This window comes from Brevibacillus reuszeri, assembly GCF_001187725.1.
In the GTDB taxonomy this organism is placed as follows: domain Bacteria; phylum Bacillota; class Bacilli; order Brevibacillales; family Brevibacillaceae; genus Brevibacillus; species Brevibacillus reuszeri.
Genome location: NZ_LGIQ01000011.1, coordinates 74,465 through 92,034 on the forward strand (window position 1 = coordinate 74,465; position 17,570 = coordinate 92,034).

A 17,570-nucleotide genomic window follows, 5' to 3' on the forward strand; every position below is an offset into this window, starting at 1 on the left:
GGGGTTGTGGGGATTAACAAGCATCCCGACTCCACTGCTTGTATATTTGCTCGTCGTCCGAAAAGTTTGGAGAAAAAGGGGGACGTGAGATGAAGGAAAGACCTTTTCGCCTCGCATTGATTTTTGCTGTGATTGCCTTTTTGGCCAGCCTGATCATGATTCCGTATCAGCTGCAAATCATTTCGCTTCCCGAAGCAGCTCCCGTCCATCCAGCCATTCTTTTTATTAGCTCAGCCGTTCAAACAGCGCTCATCACCCTGCTTTTGAGCTATCTGGGTATTCGCCTCTCCGCTCCTGTCGGTTTGCAACTATCGATTTGGAAAGGCTGGGCATACCGCAAAGAGCATGATGGGTTTGAAAATCGTAACGTGCTCCTTGCCATTCTTGGAGGCATCATCGTCTCCCTGGCGATTGCTACTTTCGATCAGCTTCTCTTTGTTCCGAGCATCCCACAGCTTCAGGTTCCCGAGTCTTCTCACTGGCTCGGACTTACGACCATTTTTTATGGGGGCATTGTGGAAGAATTGATGCTGCGCTTGGGACTGATGACTTTGTTCGTCTGGTTGTTTTATCGCCTGTTTGGCAAAAAAACGAGAAGCTGGATGTACATCGTAGCAATTTTACTGACCAGTGTACTCTTCGGCTTGGGCCATCTCCCGGCAACGATTCAGGCTTTTGGTGAGCTGACATCGCTGCTTGTCATTCGCGCCATCCTTTTGAACGCGCTTGGCGGTATCCTGTTTGGTTGGCTGTACTGGAAAAAAGGGTTGGAATACGCCATGATCGCTCATATGGCAGGAGACCTGATGCTGCATGTCATCCTTGCGTAAACGAAAAAACTGCCAGGTCTTCGCAAACAGACCAGGCAGTTTTTTTATAGCGGTTTTTTATGGGCAAACCCATTTTTTATTTTTTGTCCAACAGCTCGACGGATATTCGCTTTCGTTTTTCAAAGGTAACGATTTCATGATAGCCTGCTTGAAGCAAGATTTCTCGTGCTTCGTCCAGGTAGCTGCCCAAATCGTCGGGAAAATGCGAGTCAGAGGAAGTTGTGATTGGTACACCATGCTCGCGCAAAATTTGCAGGAAGCTGTAGCTAGGGCACATTTCCTTGACGGGATAACGATAAAACAGTCCCGTATTGATTTCTGTCGCTACTCCATGCTGTTTTAACAGCTGGGCGATACGCTGGTAATACGGAAAAAGCTCGTGTTCAGCAGGTCGATAGCCAAACACCTTCAAATTGTCCAGATGTGCCACGAAGTTAAACAATCCAGATGAGATTGCTTCCTCGACCACTTGAAATTGCTGCTGATAGAGGGCCAGCAAATCAATGTCCTCAAACCGTTCTTTTGTTTCGGGGTTGTCAAATCCCCAGCCGTTGACAAAATGGACGGACCCAATTACATGGTCCCATGGATAGCGATCGATCATAGGAGCAAGCTCTTCCTTGCCACCGGAAAAATAATCAGCCTCAATCCCCAGCTTCAATGAAACTCCATCTGCTTCCCAGATAGGCTGTTGCTCCAAAATAAAGTCGACGAACTCCTCAATCGAGTCGGTGCAAACCTGATCCAGCCAGATGCACTGCATGCGCCCCAGCTCATCGTCCTCCAGGTGCATATGTTGTTCAAAGTAAGGCTTGAATTCCTTAAAGCGGTAGAGATGATCTACGATCCCGACATGGGAGAGCCCCAGCTCTTTGGCGCGAACACGGTACAGATCGAGCCATTCACGAGAGTACGCTCCTCGGTTGATCCGCTCATGCATCCAGGACGCAAGCTCTTCCATCCATTCTCGTGTGTGTCTGTCCCGTGCAGGCTGGCGAAAGCGGAGCAACGCTTCTGCTGTGCGATTCCACCATCGCAAGGAATATGGACCTTCCTCCAGATGTACATGATAATCTACTTTCACGCTTTCCCCTCCATTGTGTCAACCGTCATCCAGGTTACCCCTTTTCTCTCCAGTTCACTTTCCCAGGACGGTGGTTTTTCATGGTCGGAAATAATGACATCGACTGCATCCAGCGAAATGATTTTGCAAAAAGCCTGCACGCCGATTTTGCTCTGGTCCGCCAAGACAAAAACCGCTTTGGATACACGCGCCATCGTTTTGGAGATCATGGACTCATTGATGTCGTAGTCACTGATCCCGGATGATAAGGAGATCCCTCCTACTGAAATAAATGCTTTGTCAACATGGAAGGTTTCCAGCATTTTTTCGCATAACGGGCCGCTGATCGATTGCTGCTCTGTGTTCACTTCCCCACCAAGCAGGATGACTTTGCCTGTGAATACATGCTGATTGAGTGCTTCCGAAAGCAGCGCGGCTACAGGCAGTGAATTCGTCAGCACAGTAAGACGCTTGCGCCCCTGAATCATTCGGGCAAATTCCAGCATGGTCGTCCCCGTATCGATCACGACTGTTTCCCCATCAGCCAGCAGCTCTGCGGCATGCTGTGCAATCGCCCGCTTGGCTGCCAGATTGATGTCTTGTCGCTCTTGATAGGGCGGCTCCCCTTCTGCGTAGTTCTCCTTGACTGCTCCGCCGTAAACTCGCTTTAGTCTCCTTACCTGCTCCAATGCATCCAGATCGCGACGAATCGTTTCACTCGATACTTCCAGTCGCTCTGCAAGAGAAAGCACCTTTACCTTTCCATACAGATTCAGTTCCTCGATGATGGCTTTTTTTCTTTCTTCAGCCGAGATGGACATTCCCTACGCTCCCTTATTGTAACGGGATGCACTCTTCAGCCGGTATCTGCATGAACACCGTTGTCCCTACGCGAATCCAGTGATTGTCAGACGTATTGAGCACATCCACTTGCATTTTTTGATGTTTTGCCTCTACTTCATAACGAATGACATTTCCTTTTAACGTCATACTGCGAACGACACTCTCCACTGACCAGCCGTTTTTTGACTGTGTGGATGCATCATTGCCCAGTGGCGCAAGAGAAATGACCTCAGGACGAATCGCAAACGCTTCGCCTGCCATCGTGATTTCTCCAACGAGCTGTGTCATCTCTGCTCGCTTCATCACATTATAGTTTCCAATGAAGCGGGCAACGAACTCACTCGCGGGATGTGCGTAGATCTCTTCTGGCGTACCGATCTGTACGATGTTACCATGATCCATTACGAAAATACGGTCAGATACCGTCAGTGCCTCTTCCTGATCATGCGTAACAAATACCGTTGTGATCGAAAGCTCCTGCTGAATCCGTCTGATCTCGGTCTGCAGGCTTTTGCGGATCTTGGCATCCAGCGCACTAAGCGGCTCGTCCAGCAGCAGGATTTTGGGCTCAACAACGAGCGAGCGTGCCAATGCCACACGCTGCTGCTGACCACCTGAGAGCTGGTGCGGATATGAATTCTCACGACCGCGCAGATCAACCAGATCGATAATTCGCTCCACGCGCTCCTTGTACTCCTCTTTCTTCACGCCTTTCATTTTCAGCCCAAAACAAATGTTGCCGTACACATTCATATTGGGGAACAGCGCGTAGGATTGAAACACCATCCCGACTTCCCTGTCCTTTGGAGAAAGCTGCGTGATGTCTGTTTCCCCTACGACGATTTTGCCCCCGTCCTCAACGTCTGTCAAACCGGCGATGCAGCGCAAAAGCGTACTTTTACCACATCCACTCGGACCGAGCAGCGTAATCAATTCGCCCTTTTCAATCGAGAGGGAAACCTTGTTCAACACAGCAGTCTCCTTGAATCGTTTACTCAGGCGATCAATCTGTACATAGCTCATCTGCTTCCCTCCTTGGACGACGATTTGCCGAGTCGCATCACTATTCCTGACAAAACAAACAGCAGGATAAAGTAGGTGACGACAATGGCACTAGTGAGATGTCCGCTCTCCGACATCCGGCGAATCAGGTAAATCTGCATCGTTTCGTAGTGTCCTCCGACTAACAGGTTGGCGAGCACAAACTCACCAAACAGCGTGGAGAATGACAGCAGCGTCGAAACGATAATCCCAGTCAAAATGTTGGGAAAGATGACCTTCCAAAATGCCTGCATCCGGCTCGCACCCAATAGCTCTGCTGCCTCCACAAGCTTGATCGCATCGATGGTGCGCATGCTGTTGCGAATTCCCTGGTACATGTAAGGGAGCACGATAACAAAGTAGGCACCGATCAATATCCAAATACTTCCAGATAGTACAATCGGTCCAGACGAGTAGAGCTTGATCAATCCGACTGCAGCTACGACTCCAGGTATCGCATAAGGCAGCATGACCAAGCCCTGGAGTGCCCGCTCCCAGCGTGAGAAGTACACCGTTACGATAAAAATTGTTGGCACCATCACCGTGACACTAATACAAATCGCAAGAAAGCAAACCAACAGCGTGCGCTGCATCGCGTCTAAAAAGCGCGGATCGGTAAACAGCTCCTTGTACCACGAAAGCGTATATCCCTCTGGCAAAATCGTCCGATACCAGTCCGTCGAAATCGAATACAAGAACGTCGCGACCAATGGGATAAACAAGTAGATCATGACGATCGTGATCAGAGAAGCATGGAACACTTTGTTAGGCTTCATCCGAGCTCCCTCCTGACACGTCGCATCATCCATTCATTGATCAGCATAGCTGTCACCATCGTGATCGCCAAAATGACGGCGAGTGCACCAGCGAGCTCCGGTCTGGCAGCGACGTCACCGGCGACGAGCGATCCGATTCGGATGGCAATCAGGTTGTAGTTGCCTCCGACCAGTGCATAGGCAGTCGCATAAGCTCCCATCGCATTGGCAAACAAAATACTGAACGTTCCTACGACCCCTGGCAGAATAACCGGAAGTCCAATATAGCGCCAAAACTGGACCGTGGATGCTCCGAGCAAGGCAGCTGATTCTCTCCATTGCTGATGAATTCCGTAATAAGTCGGATACAAGAGCAAAATCGCAAGCGGAATCTGAAAGTAGACATAAACACACACCAGTCCAAACCAGCTGAACAAGTCAATGGATGCCAGCGTCGTCCAGCCCAATTGCTTGAACAAGAGAGTAAACAATCCGTTGCTCCCCAAAATGATGATGTAGGCAAAAGCAAGCGGAACCCCCGAAAAGTTCGAGGTCATATTGGACAGCATCAACAGAAAATCGCGCGTGCGCTGGGAAAAGCGCGTAATCGAGTAAGCTGCAAACAGAGCAACCACAATTCCCACCGCACTCGCACACAACGAAATGAAAAAGCTGTTTGAAAGGCCAAGCAAATAATATTTGCTCGTCAGTGCCTTGGTGTATTGATCAAGGCCCCAGCCTACTCCGCCATCACCCCGGAAGCTTTCCAGAACCATGACGAGAAGTGGCAATAATTCAAAGCAAAGGACAAGAAAGGCAAACGGCAGCAAGGACAACAACAGCCACTTGTGGCTTTTTCGAATATTCAGGTGAACCCCTCCAATTCGTCTAGCCTTGAACGCCCGGGAACGAGTGCTTGATCATCGCTTCAGACGCTGGAATTCCGAGTAACTGGCAAATAAGCGGAGCTACCGACAATTGCGGTATAGCCTCATCGTATACACCTGGAGTGAACGCAGAGCCAATGCCATACAGTGGCACATTGCGCTCATCATCTCCTGTTCCGCCGTGGTTGCCATCGGGATTCATGCCATGATCCGAGGTCACGATGATCTGGTAGCCCTCGTCTATCCAGACTGGCAAAAGCTGAGCCAAAATCGTATCTACGGCAATGACAGAGCCTCGGTATTGCTTGGAGTCAGAGCCAAACAAATGTCCCGCATTGTCGACACCCATCGAATGGATGTAGAGAAAATCAGGGTCTACCTTGCGTCGCAGCGACTCCCCATCGAGAAGCAGGTGGGAATCGGGGTAGCTGTCTTCAAAGTAGAAGCAGCCATGTTGAATCGCTTTCTCCTCGTCACTTTGGAAGCGATCCTCCACATAATGAAACGGTGCGCGATTGTACAGCTCGCTTACCCAGTAATAAGCTGCTGCTGCATTGCGGAGTCCGTGCTCCTTGGTCAAATGAAAGATGCTTTTTTGATGCGAAAGTCGAACGACTTGGTTCGATGTAATTCCATTCACAGAGCTAGGCGTGCCAGTTAACAAAACTTCATACAACGGGCGGGAGAGACTCGGCAGCTCGGATTTCACCAAGTACCGAGCTGCCTTGCCTGCTTCAACGAGATGATTGATAAATCCCATTTGGGTGATTGCTGCCTGATATTGCATGCCGTCTACAACGACCACGATTACCTTGTTCATTGCCATGCTGAGTACCTCCTCATTATTTGGCATGGATCAGGACTTGCTCTTCCCACATTTGTGGAATTTTCTTGGCGGTTTCATCCCACGCCTTTTGATCCTTGATCGGTTTTGCATCCTTGTATTGGTCAGCCGGAATCATTTTCTTTGCCACTTCTTCTGGCAGCTTTACACTTTCACGAATCGGACGAGCATAGCCTTTTGCCAAATTGATTTGACCAGCATCGCTTAAGATGTACTCGCGAGTCAGCATCGCTGCATGTGGGTGCGGTGCGTATTTGTTAATAATCGTGGCATAACCGCTGACGACAGTACCGCCACTTGGAATGTTTACTTCAAAACGGGAGGCGTCGATCTGATCGCGATAAGACAATGCGTTAAAGTCCCACAGCATCGCTACAGTGACTTCCCCTTTTTCAATCGTCGCCAGGTTCATTTCTCCCAGGGAGAGACGGCCTTGCTTGGCGAGGTCAGCGAAAAAGTCGATACCTGGCTGGATGTTGGTTTCATCTCCACCGTGCGCCAGAGCAGCAGCCAAAACAGTCATCTGCGATTGCGCTGCTTTCGTTACATCCCCGATCGCTACTTTATAGTCGCCATTTTTGATATCGTCCCACGATTTTGGCGGGTTTTTCACCAGCTGCTTGTTAGCCATGACAGAGATAGCTCCCTGGTAGCCTACGATCCAGTGTCCATCCTTGTCCTTTGCCCATTCAGGAATCTCGTCCCAATAAGAGGTTTTATATGGCTGTGTTACTCCTTTTTCAACGGCAATCGGTCCAAAGGAGATTCCGACGTCACCAATATCCGCTGTCGGATTATTTTTCTCAGCTTCAAATTTGGCAATTTCCTCGGAGCTGCTCATGTCTGTATCCGTATGCTTCAACCCGTATTTCGTCCCCAAATCCTTCCATGTATCCAGCCAGTTTGCCCAGGAATCAGGCATCCCTACGCTGACGACAGATCCTTCTTCTTTTGCTTTTGCCTCGATGTCTGTCAAAGTCAGTTGGGGAGCAGGAGTAGAAGGAGTTGCTTGTTGATTATTCGTTTCCTGTGGTTTTTCGCTGCCTGTTCCTGTTGGATTGCCTGAACATCCTGCCATCACACTTGCTACGAGCAATACTCCTGTAGTTGCTGCAAATAATGAGCGTTTTTCTAACCATTTCTTTTTGTTCACGCTGAGCACCTCCCAAGGATTTGTGGTTTTTTCTTTCCTAAATCGATGTTTCCTCTCCACTTCTTGTTGTTTGTTGACCGTTGTTACTTTTATTATATTTTGCGAAAACATAGGCATACAACTATTTTTGTTTAAACATTTCGTTAATGAATTGTGAAGGTAGAGGTGGGAAGAAAGACCTTGAGTCAGGGCTTATTGTGGAGGAGAGGAAACTGGAGAAAACGCTCCAGATTCTTGGGGCGCCTGCATGGAGGTATCACTGTCCGGCTTCATGAAAAAAGGGAAACCGCGTCCAAAAGTAGTAGTTTCGTGAAGTTTCTCATGGGTGGACGCCAAACATCGTATTTCCCTTTTGCCATTACACCTCGGTTGGCGCCCCAAAGATCTTCGCTTTTTTCTCCAGTTTCCTCTCACCTGCTTTGGGCGGTCGGTCTGTCTTTTTTAAGGGATGACATGCGAAAAACAAAGATCAATAAACAAAAGTACAGAAAAATGCTGTTTCTTCCATTACGGAAACAACCCTTTCCTACAAAACAAAAAAACCGAAGTCCCTTTTATGGACTCCAGCCCTATCACGATTTTGCCGCTTTTATTTCCTCGACGGCTGCCATTCCCACACGAGACGAACAATGTCGTCACGCTCACCGCCCTTAGAAGACGATTCGATAGGGAAGCTGCTCTTTTACAAACTCAATCACCCTGCCAGTTGCGGAAGCCAGCTCTACATCGATCGGATGGAGAGAGGCTCGCCGATCCGTTGGATACCAGGGGCGTCGTTCTTTCACCAGCACTAGCACGCCTTCTTGATCGCCGTAAAAACGGAAGCTGGCTGACTCGGGTGAGAATTCATTTTCAATCATAGACAGACGCTCAGCAAACGCAGGTACCTCCAGAACAGGCATTCCAATCTCCTGAACGCACAGCCAAGTTGCTGCTGGATGGGTAGGAAACGCAAGAATCTCCAAAATATTCTGATCCGGATCTTCGAAATACAGCTGCTTTCCTTTCCACGTAACAGAGCGCATGATCTCTTCGCCGTCCTTGCTCGGCAGGATCGTTGCATGCTGCTTGATCACCCCGGCATACTCGTTAAAGACCGATTCCGCAATACCCAGTGCAAAGTGATAAAAAGGCTTTTTGCTCGATTGCTCAAAGGTAAGCAGCGTCCTCCCGACTACAACGGTAAAAGAGTGCTGTGTACACTCTCGTAGAGGCATGTTGAGGACATTCTGATAAAACGAGGTCATTTCTTCCAGCACGCTCGTTTGAAGTGTTACTTTTGCGAAGTTCACATCATTCACTTCCTTTTTACAGAGAATAGAAACCCAAATAATTCCAACTTCATCATCCATTAGCGGAATGAAAAAAGCAAGCCATCCCGCGAGACAACTTGCACCTATACGTCACCAATCAGATGTACATCCAGAAGCTGGGAACCACCTCTGAGTTACCCTCGGAACATAAGTGGCCACAGTCACTCCTCAAGCGCTTTTCGAAATCGCAAACTTCTTGCGGTAGTATCGGGAAAAACCAACAATCACAGGCACAAGCACGATCGTCGGAATAAACCAGACAAGCGGATGAACCGAGCTGATACTGAGCAGACGCGGGGCACCAAAGACGGTAAACGCTGTAATCGTAGCAATACAGCATCCAAGCATGCCGCCCATATGTTCAAACCACCAGTGCATCCTGGCTTTAGGGGCGCGCAGCCAATAAATCAGCTGACTTGCTCCCAGGAAAATCCCCACGAGCGGAAACCACGTGAGCAAAGGAAAGTGAATCACAGCTCCGTAAATCGAGATAGCCGCTCCCGAGCCGACCAGCAGGGCAGGAAACATCACGTCAACAATCTGGCGATGGGCTGCCTTTCGATTTTTGAACCGCAGCACCCGGACTCCATACCACGCCGTCGCTGAGCTTAGGATAGAAATGAAAATCAAAAACCAGGCAAAGGCTACAGACTCCACTGTTTTATCGGGATCAAAGCCAATGCGCCAGATTCCCATAATGAGCGCAGAGACGGCTACAGCGCCCATCGCAACAACATACACCCAGCCCGAGCGTAGATGCGCTTTTCCACCTTTTTTCGTGACGATCGGAATCCAAAACACAAGCAAAGCCGTAAATCCCGCAATAATATGCACAAGCTTGAAGAGTGAAAAAAAGAACATGTCTCGACCCTTCCTCTCCTCATCCTTTGGATAGGATTTCAAACATCATCTTGTACACTTCCCCAGCTGAAAGCTGCGTGGAATCTGGAGCGATCTGCGTATTCATGCGAATTCCGTATGTGATGACTGAAAACAACCGCGCTGTTTTTTCTGCATCCAGACTCGCCGGGATCACTCCTCCTTTTTGTCCTACTTCAATCCATTCCTTGGACGCTTGAATACTCGCTTCATGCAACCTGGCCAGCATAGCGCCAATAATCGGATCTTCACGCTTGCTCAGCAAATAAATCAAAATGAGATTGGTTACATCTCGTGAATCATGAATATGACGCAACCCATTGGAAATTGCCTCTAATCCGGATGACAGCTCTTGACCACCAGCTTGCACGCTCTGGTAAAATTGCTGGCCGATTGTCTCAAACCGCTTTTGCAGCAAAAGTCCCATCAGCTCATCTTTGCTTTTTACATAATGGTAAATGGCTCCCTTGGACAAACCGGAACGCTTCATAATATCTTGCAGGGTCGTTTGCTGACATCCCTTTTCCAAAATGAGCTCCTCTGTTGAAGTAAGGAGCAGTTGAAAGCTGGGATTTTGGTGAATAGTTTGCATAGTCTCCTCCTAAAAAGAGCTGGAATTTAATCTTATTATCCACTATACAAACCGACAGTCGGTATGTCAAGGAGTAAAGAAAGAGCGGAGCTGGTCCGCATTCACTCCCCCTCCGCCCGGTTCATCAGCTCAATATCTTGTAATAAATAACTGTGGCATCCAGGCCCCCATCGGCAGATGTTACGTATTGCGGAATTCGCCCAGCTTCCTGATAGCCCATCGATAGATACAACTGATTGGAATGGTCTCCCTCACGCGTATCCAAAATGAGCAGGCTGCGGTTTTCCACCCGCGCTCGTGCTTCTGTCATCAGAAGCAGCGCACGTCCGATACCTTGACGACCAGCAGTAGGATGAACCATCAGCTTGGCTATCTCTGCCCGATGCAAGCTGTTTGGCTTGGTAGCCAGATGCAGCTGGATTGTACCTACGATGACGCCATCACGCTCGGCGACCCACATTTTCACATGCTTGCCCAAGACATCAGACCAGTACGCCCGTGCCTCCACGTATGACAAGTGCGGAAGAAAGCCGATAGATGCTCCTTCGCCTACCACATCCACCAGAAGCTGCGAGAGCTGATTCAGATCATCTGCTGTAAACTGTGTTACCTCACGATAAAAGAAAGCAGTCGCCATGGTGCCATTCCCCTCTCCTGTTCACAGTACGATTTTTCTTGCTCTATTTTCCACTATAAAGGAAGAGGCGAAAAAACACATCATTTTTATGTCAGTTTTCATTACATTGTATGTAATATTTTATCTTTTTCTGTCGTCATCTATTTTTTAAGGACGATATCCGTACATGCCGAAAATAATGACCATGCAGAGATACACGACACCAGCGGGCAAAACGGTAAGTGCGATCCAGAATTTCCGCTTGATTCCCTCTGCCTTTTTGAACCATTGATAATAGTTAATCAGCAGAATCATAAGGAAAGGCACAAAATAAAAGCCAAGCATAAACCACACCCACTCAGAATTGGTATCCCAATATTGATCAGGTACAGGCAATTCGTGATAATCCCGATAAATTTCTTCTTTGCGTGAAATGAAAATATAGGAAAGTACAAGATAATAACAAATTACGACGGCTTTTTGCCATAATTTGACCCCAGACGTGATCAAAGTAATCATAAAAATAATGCCCAAGACAAACCATAAAGCCATATACTCCATCACGATCCCCCCTAGAAGGGATTATATTTTTTTGTCTCGCACACCATAAGTACCAATTTTTTCTGGTACCTCCCTTACCTGATTGCAAGAGTCGACAAAATTTGGAATACTGCTATAATAGACTTGAGAATTACAGCTCGCTCATTTTAGGAGATGGTTACGATTACATATGCTCTATCTTTTTTGCTGTCGTTTTGCATTGTTCTCGTGTTGATCCCGCCACTTGGCAAGCTGGCATTTCGACTTGATTTTGTGGACAAGCCTCGAAAAGACGTGGAACGAAAAATACACCGGGAGCCAATCCCGCTGACTGCGAGTTATGCCATTTTCATCGGGTTTGCAGCGTCGTTCTTGCTTTTTTCCAAAGAATCGCCTGAACAGACCGTTGCTGTTTTGACAGGTTCTCTGCTCCTGCTCATTATTGGCACGATCGATGACTGGTACAAAACACAGGGCAAGGATTTTTCCGCTCTGCCCAAGCTGATTGTCCACATCACCGCTGCGATTATCGTCTATCTGTCCGGGATTACTTTTTCCGGCTTTTACAATCCACTGAGCGGAGAGTACATTCTGCTTCCGGTATGGTTGCAATTTATCCTGACCATCCTGTGGATCTTCGGGGTCACTACCGTCATCAATTTCTCTGATGGAATGGACGGTTTGGCTGGAGGACTGTCGGCTATCTCAGCAGGCACGCTGTTTGTCGTCGCTCTCGCCAAAGGACAAAGCACCTCGGCAATCATGGCGATCAGCCTGATCGGTGTAGCCCTTGCCTATTTACGCTATAACAAGCCGCCTGCCAAGATTTTTATGGGGGATGCAGGAGCGACCTTCCTTGGCTTTATCCTCGCAGTCATTGCGCTGGACGGGGCATTCAAGCAAGCGACCGTGCTATCCTTGTTCATCCCGATTCTGGCCCTCGGCGTACCAATCTTCGACAACCTGTTTGTCGTAACAAAACGCGCCATGCAAGGAAAACCGATCTATCAAGCCGATGCCAGCCAGGTTCATTACCGCCTGCTGCGGATGGGACTCAACCAAAAGCAGGTCGTTGCGTTTCTCTGTTTGATCAGTGTCTGCTTCAGTCTGACATCCATTATCCTGCTGTTGCTTGGTGTATAACACAAAAATGCCGCTCGGGTCATTTGCCCGCGGCATTTTTTTGATCGATCTCTTTTTAGACAAGAGCTCGCTTGCCTGTCGTTGTCGTCTGGTATATGTGAAACCCCGTTCCCTCGTATAAGCGAATGGCAGGTTGATTATGTGTTCCGGTAATCAGGTGTGGCTGCAAGCCTTTTTCCAGCGTGCGATTTACGAAAAAGTGAATGAGCTGCTTACCGAAGCCTTTTCCCTGCTGAAGGGGGTCGACAAACACATCATACACTTCTCCATGCGGTGTCAAAATCAATGAACCCACGAATTCTTCCTCATGATAAAACATGTAAATATTCTCTCTCATATCGTTTAGAATCCATTTTTTCCAGGAAGTCATCGTCGACTCTTGGTATTCTGTTAGTCTGTACGGTTTGAGATCAATTCCTTTTCGCACCTCATAATAAGCATCACTTTGCGACTGAATGTACATGTCGAGGTCCTGCTTGGTAAATTTCCGTGCAAAAATGGCAGGATCTGGACAGTGCTCACCGCTATGCTTCATATAATGATGTCCCCAGATTGGCGCAAACCCTCGCTGGCTAAAAAAATCGGTGGTCTTCTGCTCATCGGCACGATATGTAGTCGCAACCGCCGCCGGTTTATGAACCAGCACCTCTCCCCAGACCTTGTTAAAAAGCTCGGAACCGATACCCTGATTGCGGCTATCTGGCCGTGTATAGACATGAATTTCTGCGGTTCCTTCTTCTCCGAACGACGTTAAATCATAGATGGCACACCCCAGAAGCTGTCCTGCTTTTTCATAGACAAAGCCTGTTGCATGATGCAGCATTGCCGCTATTTCCTCTGCTCTCCATGCGATGTCTTTTGCAATCATGTGTACAAGCGTCTCTGTATCTGAAGCTTGCCTTTCCCGAATCATGCCTTGCCCCCTTGTTCTCTTTCCCGTTCTCGCCTGATGATCTTCTCAATTAGGTTTGCTGTGTTGCAGCTGCTGCTTCCAGCTCTTTTTGCTCCATTTGCTTGCGATGCGCCAGGCACGCTTCACATCTTCTGCTTTTTCTGCCAAAAGCGGTATAGTACTTGCTTTTTTTACATGAACGGCAAGTGATATAGAGCGAGCTGGACATGTTGTAGTTTTCTTCTGGTGTATTGGAAACGAGATGGACGGTCTTGTTATATTTGATTAGTAAATGCGCTGTGTGAATGGCATCAACCAACGCCGAGTGCAGCCTGCCTTCCTGGACGATTCCCGCTGTATCGATCGCTTCCTTCAAGCTCATCTGCTTGCGATCGGCAAGTAGCATACTGATCGGCGGCTGGATATCGTTATAGTTGCGCAGCCAGGAAAAATCGAGTCCAAAACGCGCACAATGCTCGATCATCAAGCGCTTGTCGTCCTTTCCCCACGTGCACAAATAGTAATCAGAGTCATCTCCGATCCATTCCATAAAAGAAGCGAAGGCTTTGCGAAAAGGGATAAAGTTCGGCATGTTTTCCTTATCCAGACCGATAAACTTGCGCGTACGCTCCGTGATTCTGCGCTCAATGGCGGGAAACGTGTAGCGTTGAAAGGTGTCGACCTCAACGCCGTTTTTGCCTGGCACGACTTTCGCAGCTCCGATTTCAATAATTTCCGGTATTTTATCTTTTTGATGAGTCAGTGTCGTTTCAAGGTCAAATACGATGATTTGCAATGTCTAATCACATCCTGAACGTAATAGCTCTATTATGCCGGGAGCGGGAGCGGAAATCAAAAAAAAGAGAAAACCAAAACCAAAAAATGACTGCAACCATGTGCAGCCATTTTCTTCATCCTGATCAATCAGGCAGTTATATTCAACCCTTTTTAGGCAACAGCGGCAGTCTGATATGACTCGGATATTTCTCATCATGATAGACCGTTTGCTTGGCAACCACATATTCAGTATCCGTCGCCAAGTCGTTGCCTGTGTTTGGATTCGGGAAGGAGAAGTTCTCCGCACCTGAAGTGACGCAGACACGAATGCGATGTCCTTTTTGGAACACATTGGCGATTTTGGTCATGCGGATTTCGTAGCGCTCGATTTTGTCTGGCTCCAGGAGCTGTGGCTCGCTAAAGGAATGACGATAACGGGCGCAGATGATGCCATCAGACAAGCGAATGGAATTGCCCTCCTCATCTACATCGCTGAGCCTCACCAGCCAATCCGTGTCTCGAGCCGAGCTTGCTGCATACAGGACGGCGGATATTTCACCTGCAATCACTACCTCTTCTTGCAAGGGCTCGGAGGTGTATACTAACAGATCTGAGCGCTTTTCTACTTCCGAATAGTTTTCTGGCACGCTGTTTTCATTTTCAGACAGATCAAGCAGGTAGGGTGCTGCATCCTGTGGATCGAATACATACGAATCCGTTGGCTGTTCCTGCGGCACCGCAGTAGTTAAAGCTCCGTCACCTGCACTCGTATTCGCCTCACCATTGCTGCTCAAATAAAAGCTCGTGTAAACAGCTTCTTGCGGCGGCCAGGTTGGTGAGGTCTTCCACTCATTTTCTCCAACCATGTAATATTCGACGCGCGGTCTTTGGTCTATGCCATTTTCAATTCCTTTGAGATGGCGGTCAAACCAGCGCAGCTGTGTCACGTCGAGATCATAGCGGATCGCATTGTTGCCAAATGGAACATGATGAATCTCACGCGTCGTATTGGCTTTGTGATACCACGGACCGAGAATCATGTGCGCATGGTCGGGAAGCTGCTTGGATATGACCTCCCACGACTCGCTCGTTCCCATCCCGTTGTCATCATACCAGCCAGAGACTAAAAAGGACGGAACCTTAACCTGTTCGGCATGTCGCTTCCAATCAGACTGCGCCCAGAAATCGTCTCCATCCGGATGCTCCATCCACTTTGTCCAGAACGGAATTTCTTTGCCTAGCACCTTTTGCGGTATTTCCTTGATCGGACGTACCTTTAATACGTCGCTCCAATCGTCTCTGCTGAGTGCTGATACATCGCGGCGCTTCTCTGCCATCATAAATATCCAAGACAGGCCTGTGAGAATCGTGCCACCTTTTCGCGGAATGTCTACGTAAGGAGTCCCGACAGTCACGTAGCTGAAAATCGCCTTCAGGTGCGGATTGCCGCTTGACGCAGCAGCCCACTGAACATAGCCGACATAGGATCCGCCGAGCATACCGACTGCACCATCTGACCATTCTTGACTTGCGATCCATGTCAGCGTGTCGTCTCCATCGCTGCGCTCATGTACAAGCGGAATCCATTCACCTTCAGAATCCTCGCGCCCGCGCGTATCCTGCATGACCAGCGCATAGCCACGGGCTACAAAAGGCAGTCGGCGAAAAACCGCATCCATCCGACCATAAGGTGTGCGCATGAGAATCGCAGGCACCTTCTCCCCTGGTTGTAAACCGGCTGGTATCCAGACCTCCGTCGCAAGCTTGACGCCATCTCTCATCTCCACATCATGTCTGCCCAAATGGGTAATTCCATAACGCACTGGAGATAAAAGCTGGTCCTCCCACAGCTTCAGCGGAGTCAGATCTTCCCAGCCCGATTTGACCAGAATCGCGCTGTCTCCCCTTCCTGTCAGGACAAGCGCAATCACTTCATTCTCGCAAATGATCAGATCAATCGGTTGGGTTGTCTCTCGTACTGCCCAGACCCATGCCTGCTTCGTATTCTGGTCGCCACCTGCAACGATTCCCTCGATGCACTCGTGCTTTTGATAATGTCCGCCAGTCGGTGGAAAAACAGCATCCGTCTCTGACCAATCCAGACTGTTCCACTCTGCCAGACGATCATTCAGCTCGTGGACAGGCAGCTCGTAGCCTGTATTCCCTGCTAAAACCTGGGTAAAATCACCTGTCTGCTTTTCGCCTGATTCCCAGCCTGTAGGGCGATGCCATACCCCTGTCTCCGCAAAGCGAATGTCCGCAATATGAATCCCCGATTGATAATAGCCAAAAATCGAACCGTTCTGTTGTCTGTGATCCATCTATGTACATCCCCCTGTCTATTTGAGCTATTTCCAGATTTCCTCGTATATCCGCAAATAGTTTTTGCCGAGAATGCCTTCGATCTCCTCGTCTTTGTATCCTCGCTTCATCAGCTCACGGGTAATCTCCGGAAACGTACCGTGTCCTTTTACCACATCAAAAGGAATTTCCTTTGCCCTGGCGAGTTTGGCTGGCGAAAGGTACTTGGTCAGATCATCACACAAATCGAGCCCGATCCCAATGTAGCGTGTGCCTACCAGCTTTTTCATGTAATCGACATGATCAATCAAACGTTCGAGGGTTGCTTCTGCGGATGTAGCAGCTGTAAACATGCTGAATGAATTCAATCCGATCAAGCCATCCTGACCTGCAATCGCCTTGATCTGCTCATCCGTCAGATTGCGCATCGTCGGCATCAGGCTGCGGCAATTCGAGTGCGAGGCGATCACAGGCTTTTGGGCGATCTCCATCACATCCCAAAAGCCCTCATCATTCAAATGACTGACGTCAATAACGATGCCCAAGCTCTCCGCTTCTTCGATGAGCTTCACGCCAAAGTCTGTAATGCCACCCTTTTTGCCTTCACGTACAGGCGCAAAAAAGCTGCCATCTCCCACAAAATTTCGCCGGCTCCAAACGAGACCCATCATCCGCACACCCAGCTCATAAAAAATGCGCAGCAAACTGAGGTCGTTGTACAAAGGCTCCGCACCCTCCAAAGAAAGAATGAACGAAATCTTCTGTTCTTGCTTCGCCTGGTGAATATCAGCCAGGCTTTTGGCGATCATGATATGCTCAGGCGACTCGGCTACTTCTGCATGCAACGCACTTACCTGATTCAGTGCTTTGCGCAAGCCCATTTCCGGGATGTAGGCATCATCAACAAATACAGCCGCAACCAGCGAGTGTACACCACCCTCGTGAAAGCGGGGCAAGTATTCTGTCTCAATCATCTTGGTCTTTCCATAGCCACGCTGAATTTCTACGTCTGTCAGCAGGTCGAAGTGCCCGTCCAAAACATGAACACGGTCATGAAAAGCTCTCGCCTGCTCTCTCGTCACTTCTGCCACTATGCCCAGC

18 protein-coding genes are annotated in these 17,570 nt (G+C 48.7%); 2 read left to right on the forward strand and 16 right to left on the reverse strand.

All coding sequences use genetic code 11. The annotated features are described in order from the left end of the window. Positions 1-89 precede the first annotated feature (89 nt). The gene (locus ADS79_RS25125) at positions 90-830 is read left to right on the forward strand and encodes a CPBP family intramembrane glutamic endopeptidase (RefSeq protein WP_049741208.1); all 741 of its coding nucleotides are present in this window, start codon (positions 90-92) and stop codon (positions 828-830) included. 76 nt (positions 831-906) lie between these two features. Here ADS79_RS25125 and ADS79_RS25130 read toward each other — a convergent pair whose 3' ends face one another. The 12 genes from ADS79_RS25130 to ADS79_RS25190 form a co-directional block, all read right to left on the reverse strand. Beyond that, a complete protein-coding gene (locus ADS79_RS25130; RefSeq protein WP_049741209.1) occupies positions 907-1,914 on the reverse strand; it encodes a histidinol phosphate phosphatase domain-containing protein in 1,008 nt (335 codons plus the stop codon). Further along, positions 1,911-2,714, reverse strand: a complete 804-nt coding sequence (locus ADS79_RS25135; protein ID WP_049741210.1) for a DeoR/GlpR family DNA-binding transcription regulator — start codon at positions 2,712-2,714, stop codon at positions 1,911-1,913. Before ADS79_RS25135 ends, ADS79_RS25130 begins: the two co-directional genes overlap by 4 nt. A gap of 13 nt (positions 2,715-2,727) precedes the next feature. Next, complete coding sequence (locus tag ADS79_RS25140) at positions 2,728-3,759, reverse strand: ABC transporter ATP-binding protein (RefSeq protein ID WP_049741211.1); 1,032 nt, start codon at positions 3,757-3,759, stop codon at positions 2,728-2,730. Beyond that, the gene (locus tag ADS79_RS25145; RefSeq protein WP_049741212.1) at positions 3,756-4,553 is read right to left on the reverse strand and encodes an ABC transporter permease; all 798 of its coding nucleotides are present in this window, start codon (positions 4,551-4,553) and stop codon (positions 3,756-3,758) included. The genes ADS79_RS25140 and ADS79_RS25145 overlap by 4 nt, the downstream gene beginning before the upstream one ends. After that, a complete protein-coding gene (locus ADS79_RS25150) occupies positions 4,550-5,368 on the reverse strand; it encodes an ABC transporter permease (RefSeq protein ID WP_236700099.1) in 819 nt (272 codons plus the stop codon). The genes ADS79_RS25145 and ADS79_RS25150 overlap by 4 nt, the downstream gene beginning before the upstream one ends. A gap of 52 nt (positions 5,369-5,420) precedes the next feature. Next, complete coding sequence (locus ADS79_RS25155) at positions 5,421-6,245, reverse strand: alkaline phosphatase family protein (RefSeq protein WP_049741214.1); 825 nt, start codon at positions 6,243-6,245, stop codon at positions 5,421-5,423. A gap of 16 nt (positions 6,246-6,261) precedes the next feature. Continuing rightward, the gene (locus ADS79_RS25160) at positions 6,262-7,341 is read right to left on the reverse strand and encodes an ABC transporter substrate-binding protein (protein ID WP_049742125.1); all 1,080 of its coding nucleotides are present in this window, start codon (positions 7,339-7,341) and stop codon (positions 6,262-6,264) included. 725 nt (positions 7,342-8,066) lie between these two features. Next, on the reverse strand, positions 8,067-8,708 hold the full coding sequence (locus ADS79_RS25170; RefSeq protein ID WP_141261101.1) for a VOC family protein: 642 nt from the start codon (positions 8,706-8,708) through the stop codon (positions 8,067-8,069). A gap of 189 nt (positions 8,709-8,897) precedes the next feature. Further along, entirely contained in the window at positions 8,898-9,590 is a 693-nt protein-coding gene (locus ADS79_RS25175; protein ID WP_049741217.1) for a DUF2306 domain-containing protein, read from the reverse strand. 19 nt (positions 9,591-9,609) lie between these two features. Beyond that, entirely contained in the window at positions 9,610-10,200 is a 591-nt protein-coding gene (locus tag ADS79_RS25180) for a TetR/AcrR family transcriptional regulator (RefSeq protein ID WP_049741218.1), read from the reverse strand. A 124-nt stretch (positions 10,201-10,324) separates the two neighbouring features. After that, complete coding sequence (locus ADS79_RS25185) at positions 10,325-10,837, reverse strand: GNAT family N-acetyltransferase (protein ID WP_049741219.1); 513 nt, start codon at positions 10,835-10,837, stop codon at positions 10,325-10,327. Positions 10,838-10,984: 147 nt separating this feature from the next. Then, positions 10,985-11,377 carry a hypothetical protein gene (locus ADS79_RS25190; RefSeq protein WP_049741220.1) on the reverse strand — a complete coding sequence of 131 codons (393 nt, stop codon included), beginning with the start codon at positions 11,375-11,377 and terminating at the stop codon, positions 10,985-10,987. Between the two features lie 153 nt (positions 11,378-11,530). Between ADS79_RS25190 and ADS79_RS25195 the strand changes: the two genes are divergently transcribed. Then, on the forward strand, positions 11,531-12,499 hold the full coding sequence (locus ADS79_RS25195) for an MraY family glycosyltransferase (protein WP_049741221.1): 969 nt from the start codon (positions 11,531-11,533) through the stop codon (positions 12,497-12,499). Positions 12,500-12,554: 55 nt separating this feature from the next. Here ADS79_RS25195 and ADS79_RS25200 read toward each other — a convergent pair whose 3' ends face one another. The 4 genes from ADS79_RS25200 to ADS79_RS25215 form a co-directional block, all read right to left on the reverse strand. Continuing rightward, complete coding sequence (locus tag ADS79_RS25200) at positions 12,555-13,412, reverse strand: GNAT family N-acetyltransferase (RefSeq protein WP_049741222.1); 858 nt, start codon at positions 13,410-13,412, stop codon at positions 12,555-12,557. A gap of 49 nt (positions 13,413-13,461) precedes the next feature. After that, positions 13,462-14,187, reverse strand: coding sequence for a 3'-5' exonuclease (locus ADS79_RS25205; protein ID WP_049741223.1), 726 nt, complete (start codon positions 14,185-14,187; stop codon positions 13,462-13,464). Between the two features lie 142 nt (positions 14,188-14,329). Continuing rightward, positions 14,330-16,489 carry a CocE/NonD family hydrolase gene (locus tag ADS79_RS25210; protein ID WP_049741224.1) on the reverse strand — a complete coding sequence of 720 codons (2,160 nt, stop codon included), beginning with the start codon at positions 16,487-16,489 and terminating at the stop codon, positions 14,330-14,332. Positions 16,490-16,516: 27 nt separating this feature from the next. Continuing rightward, positions 16,517-17,560, reverse strand: coding sequence for a dipeptidase (locus ADS79_RS25215; RefSeq protein ID WP_049741225.1), 1,044 nt, complete (start codon positions 17,558-17,560; stop codon positions 16,517-16,519). Between the last annotated feature and the right edge of the window lie 10 nt (positions 17,561-17,570).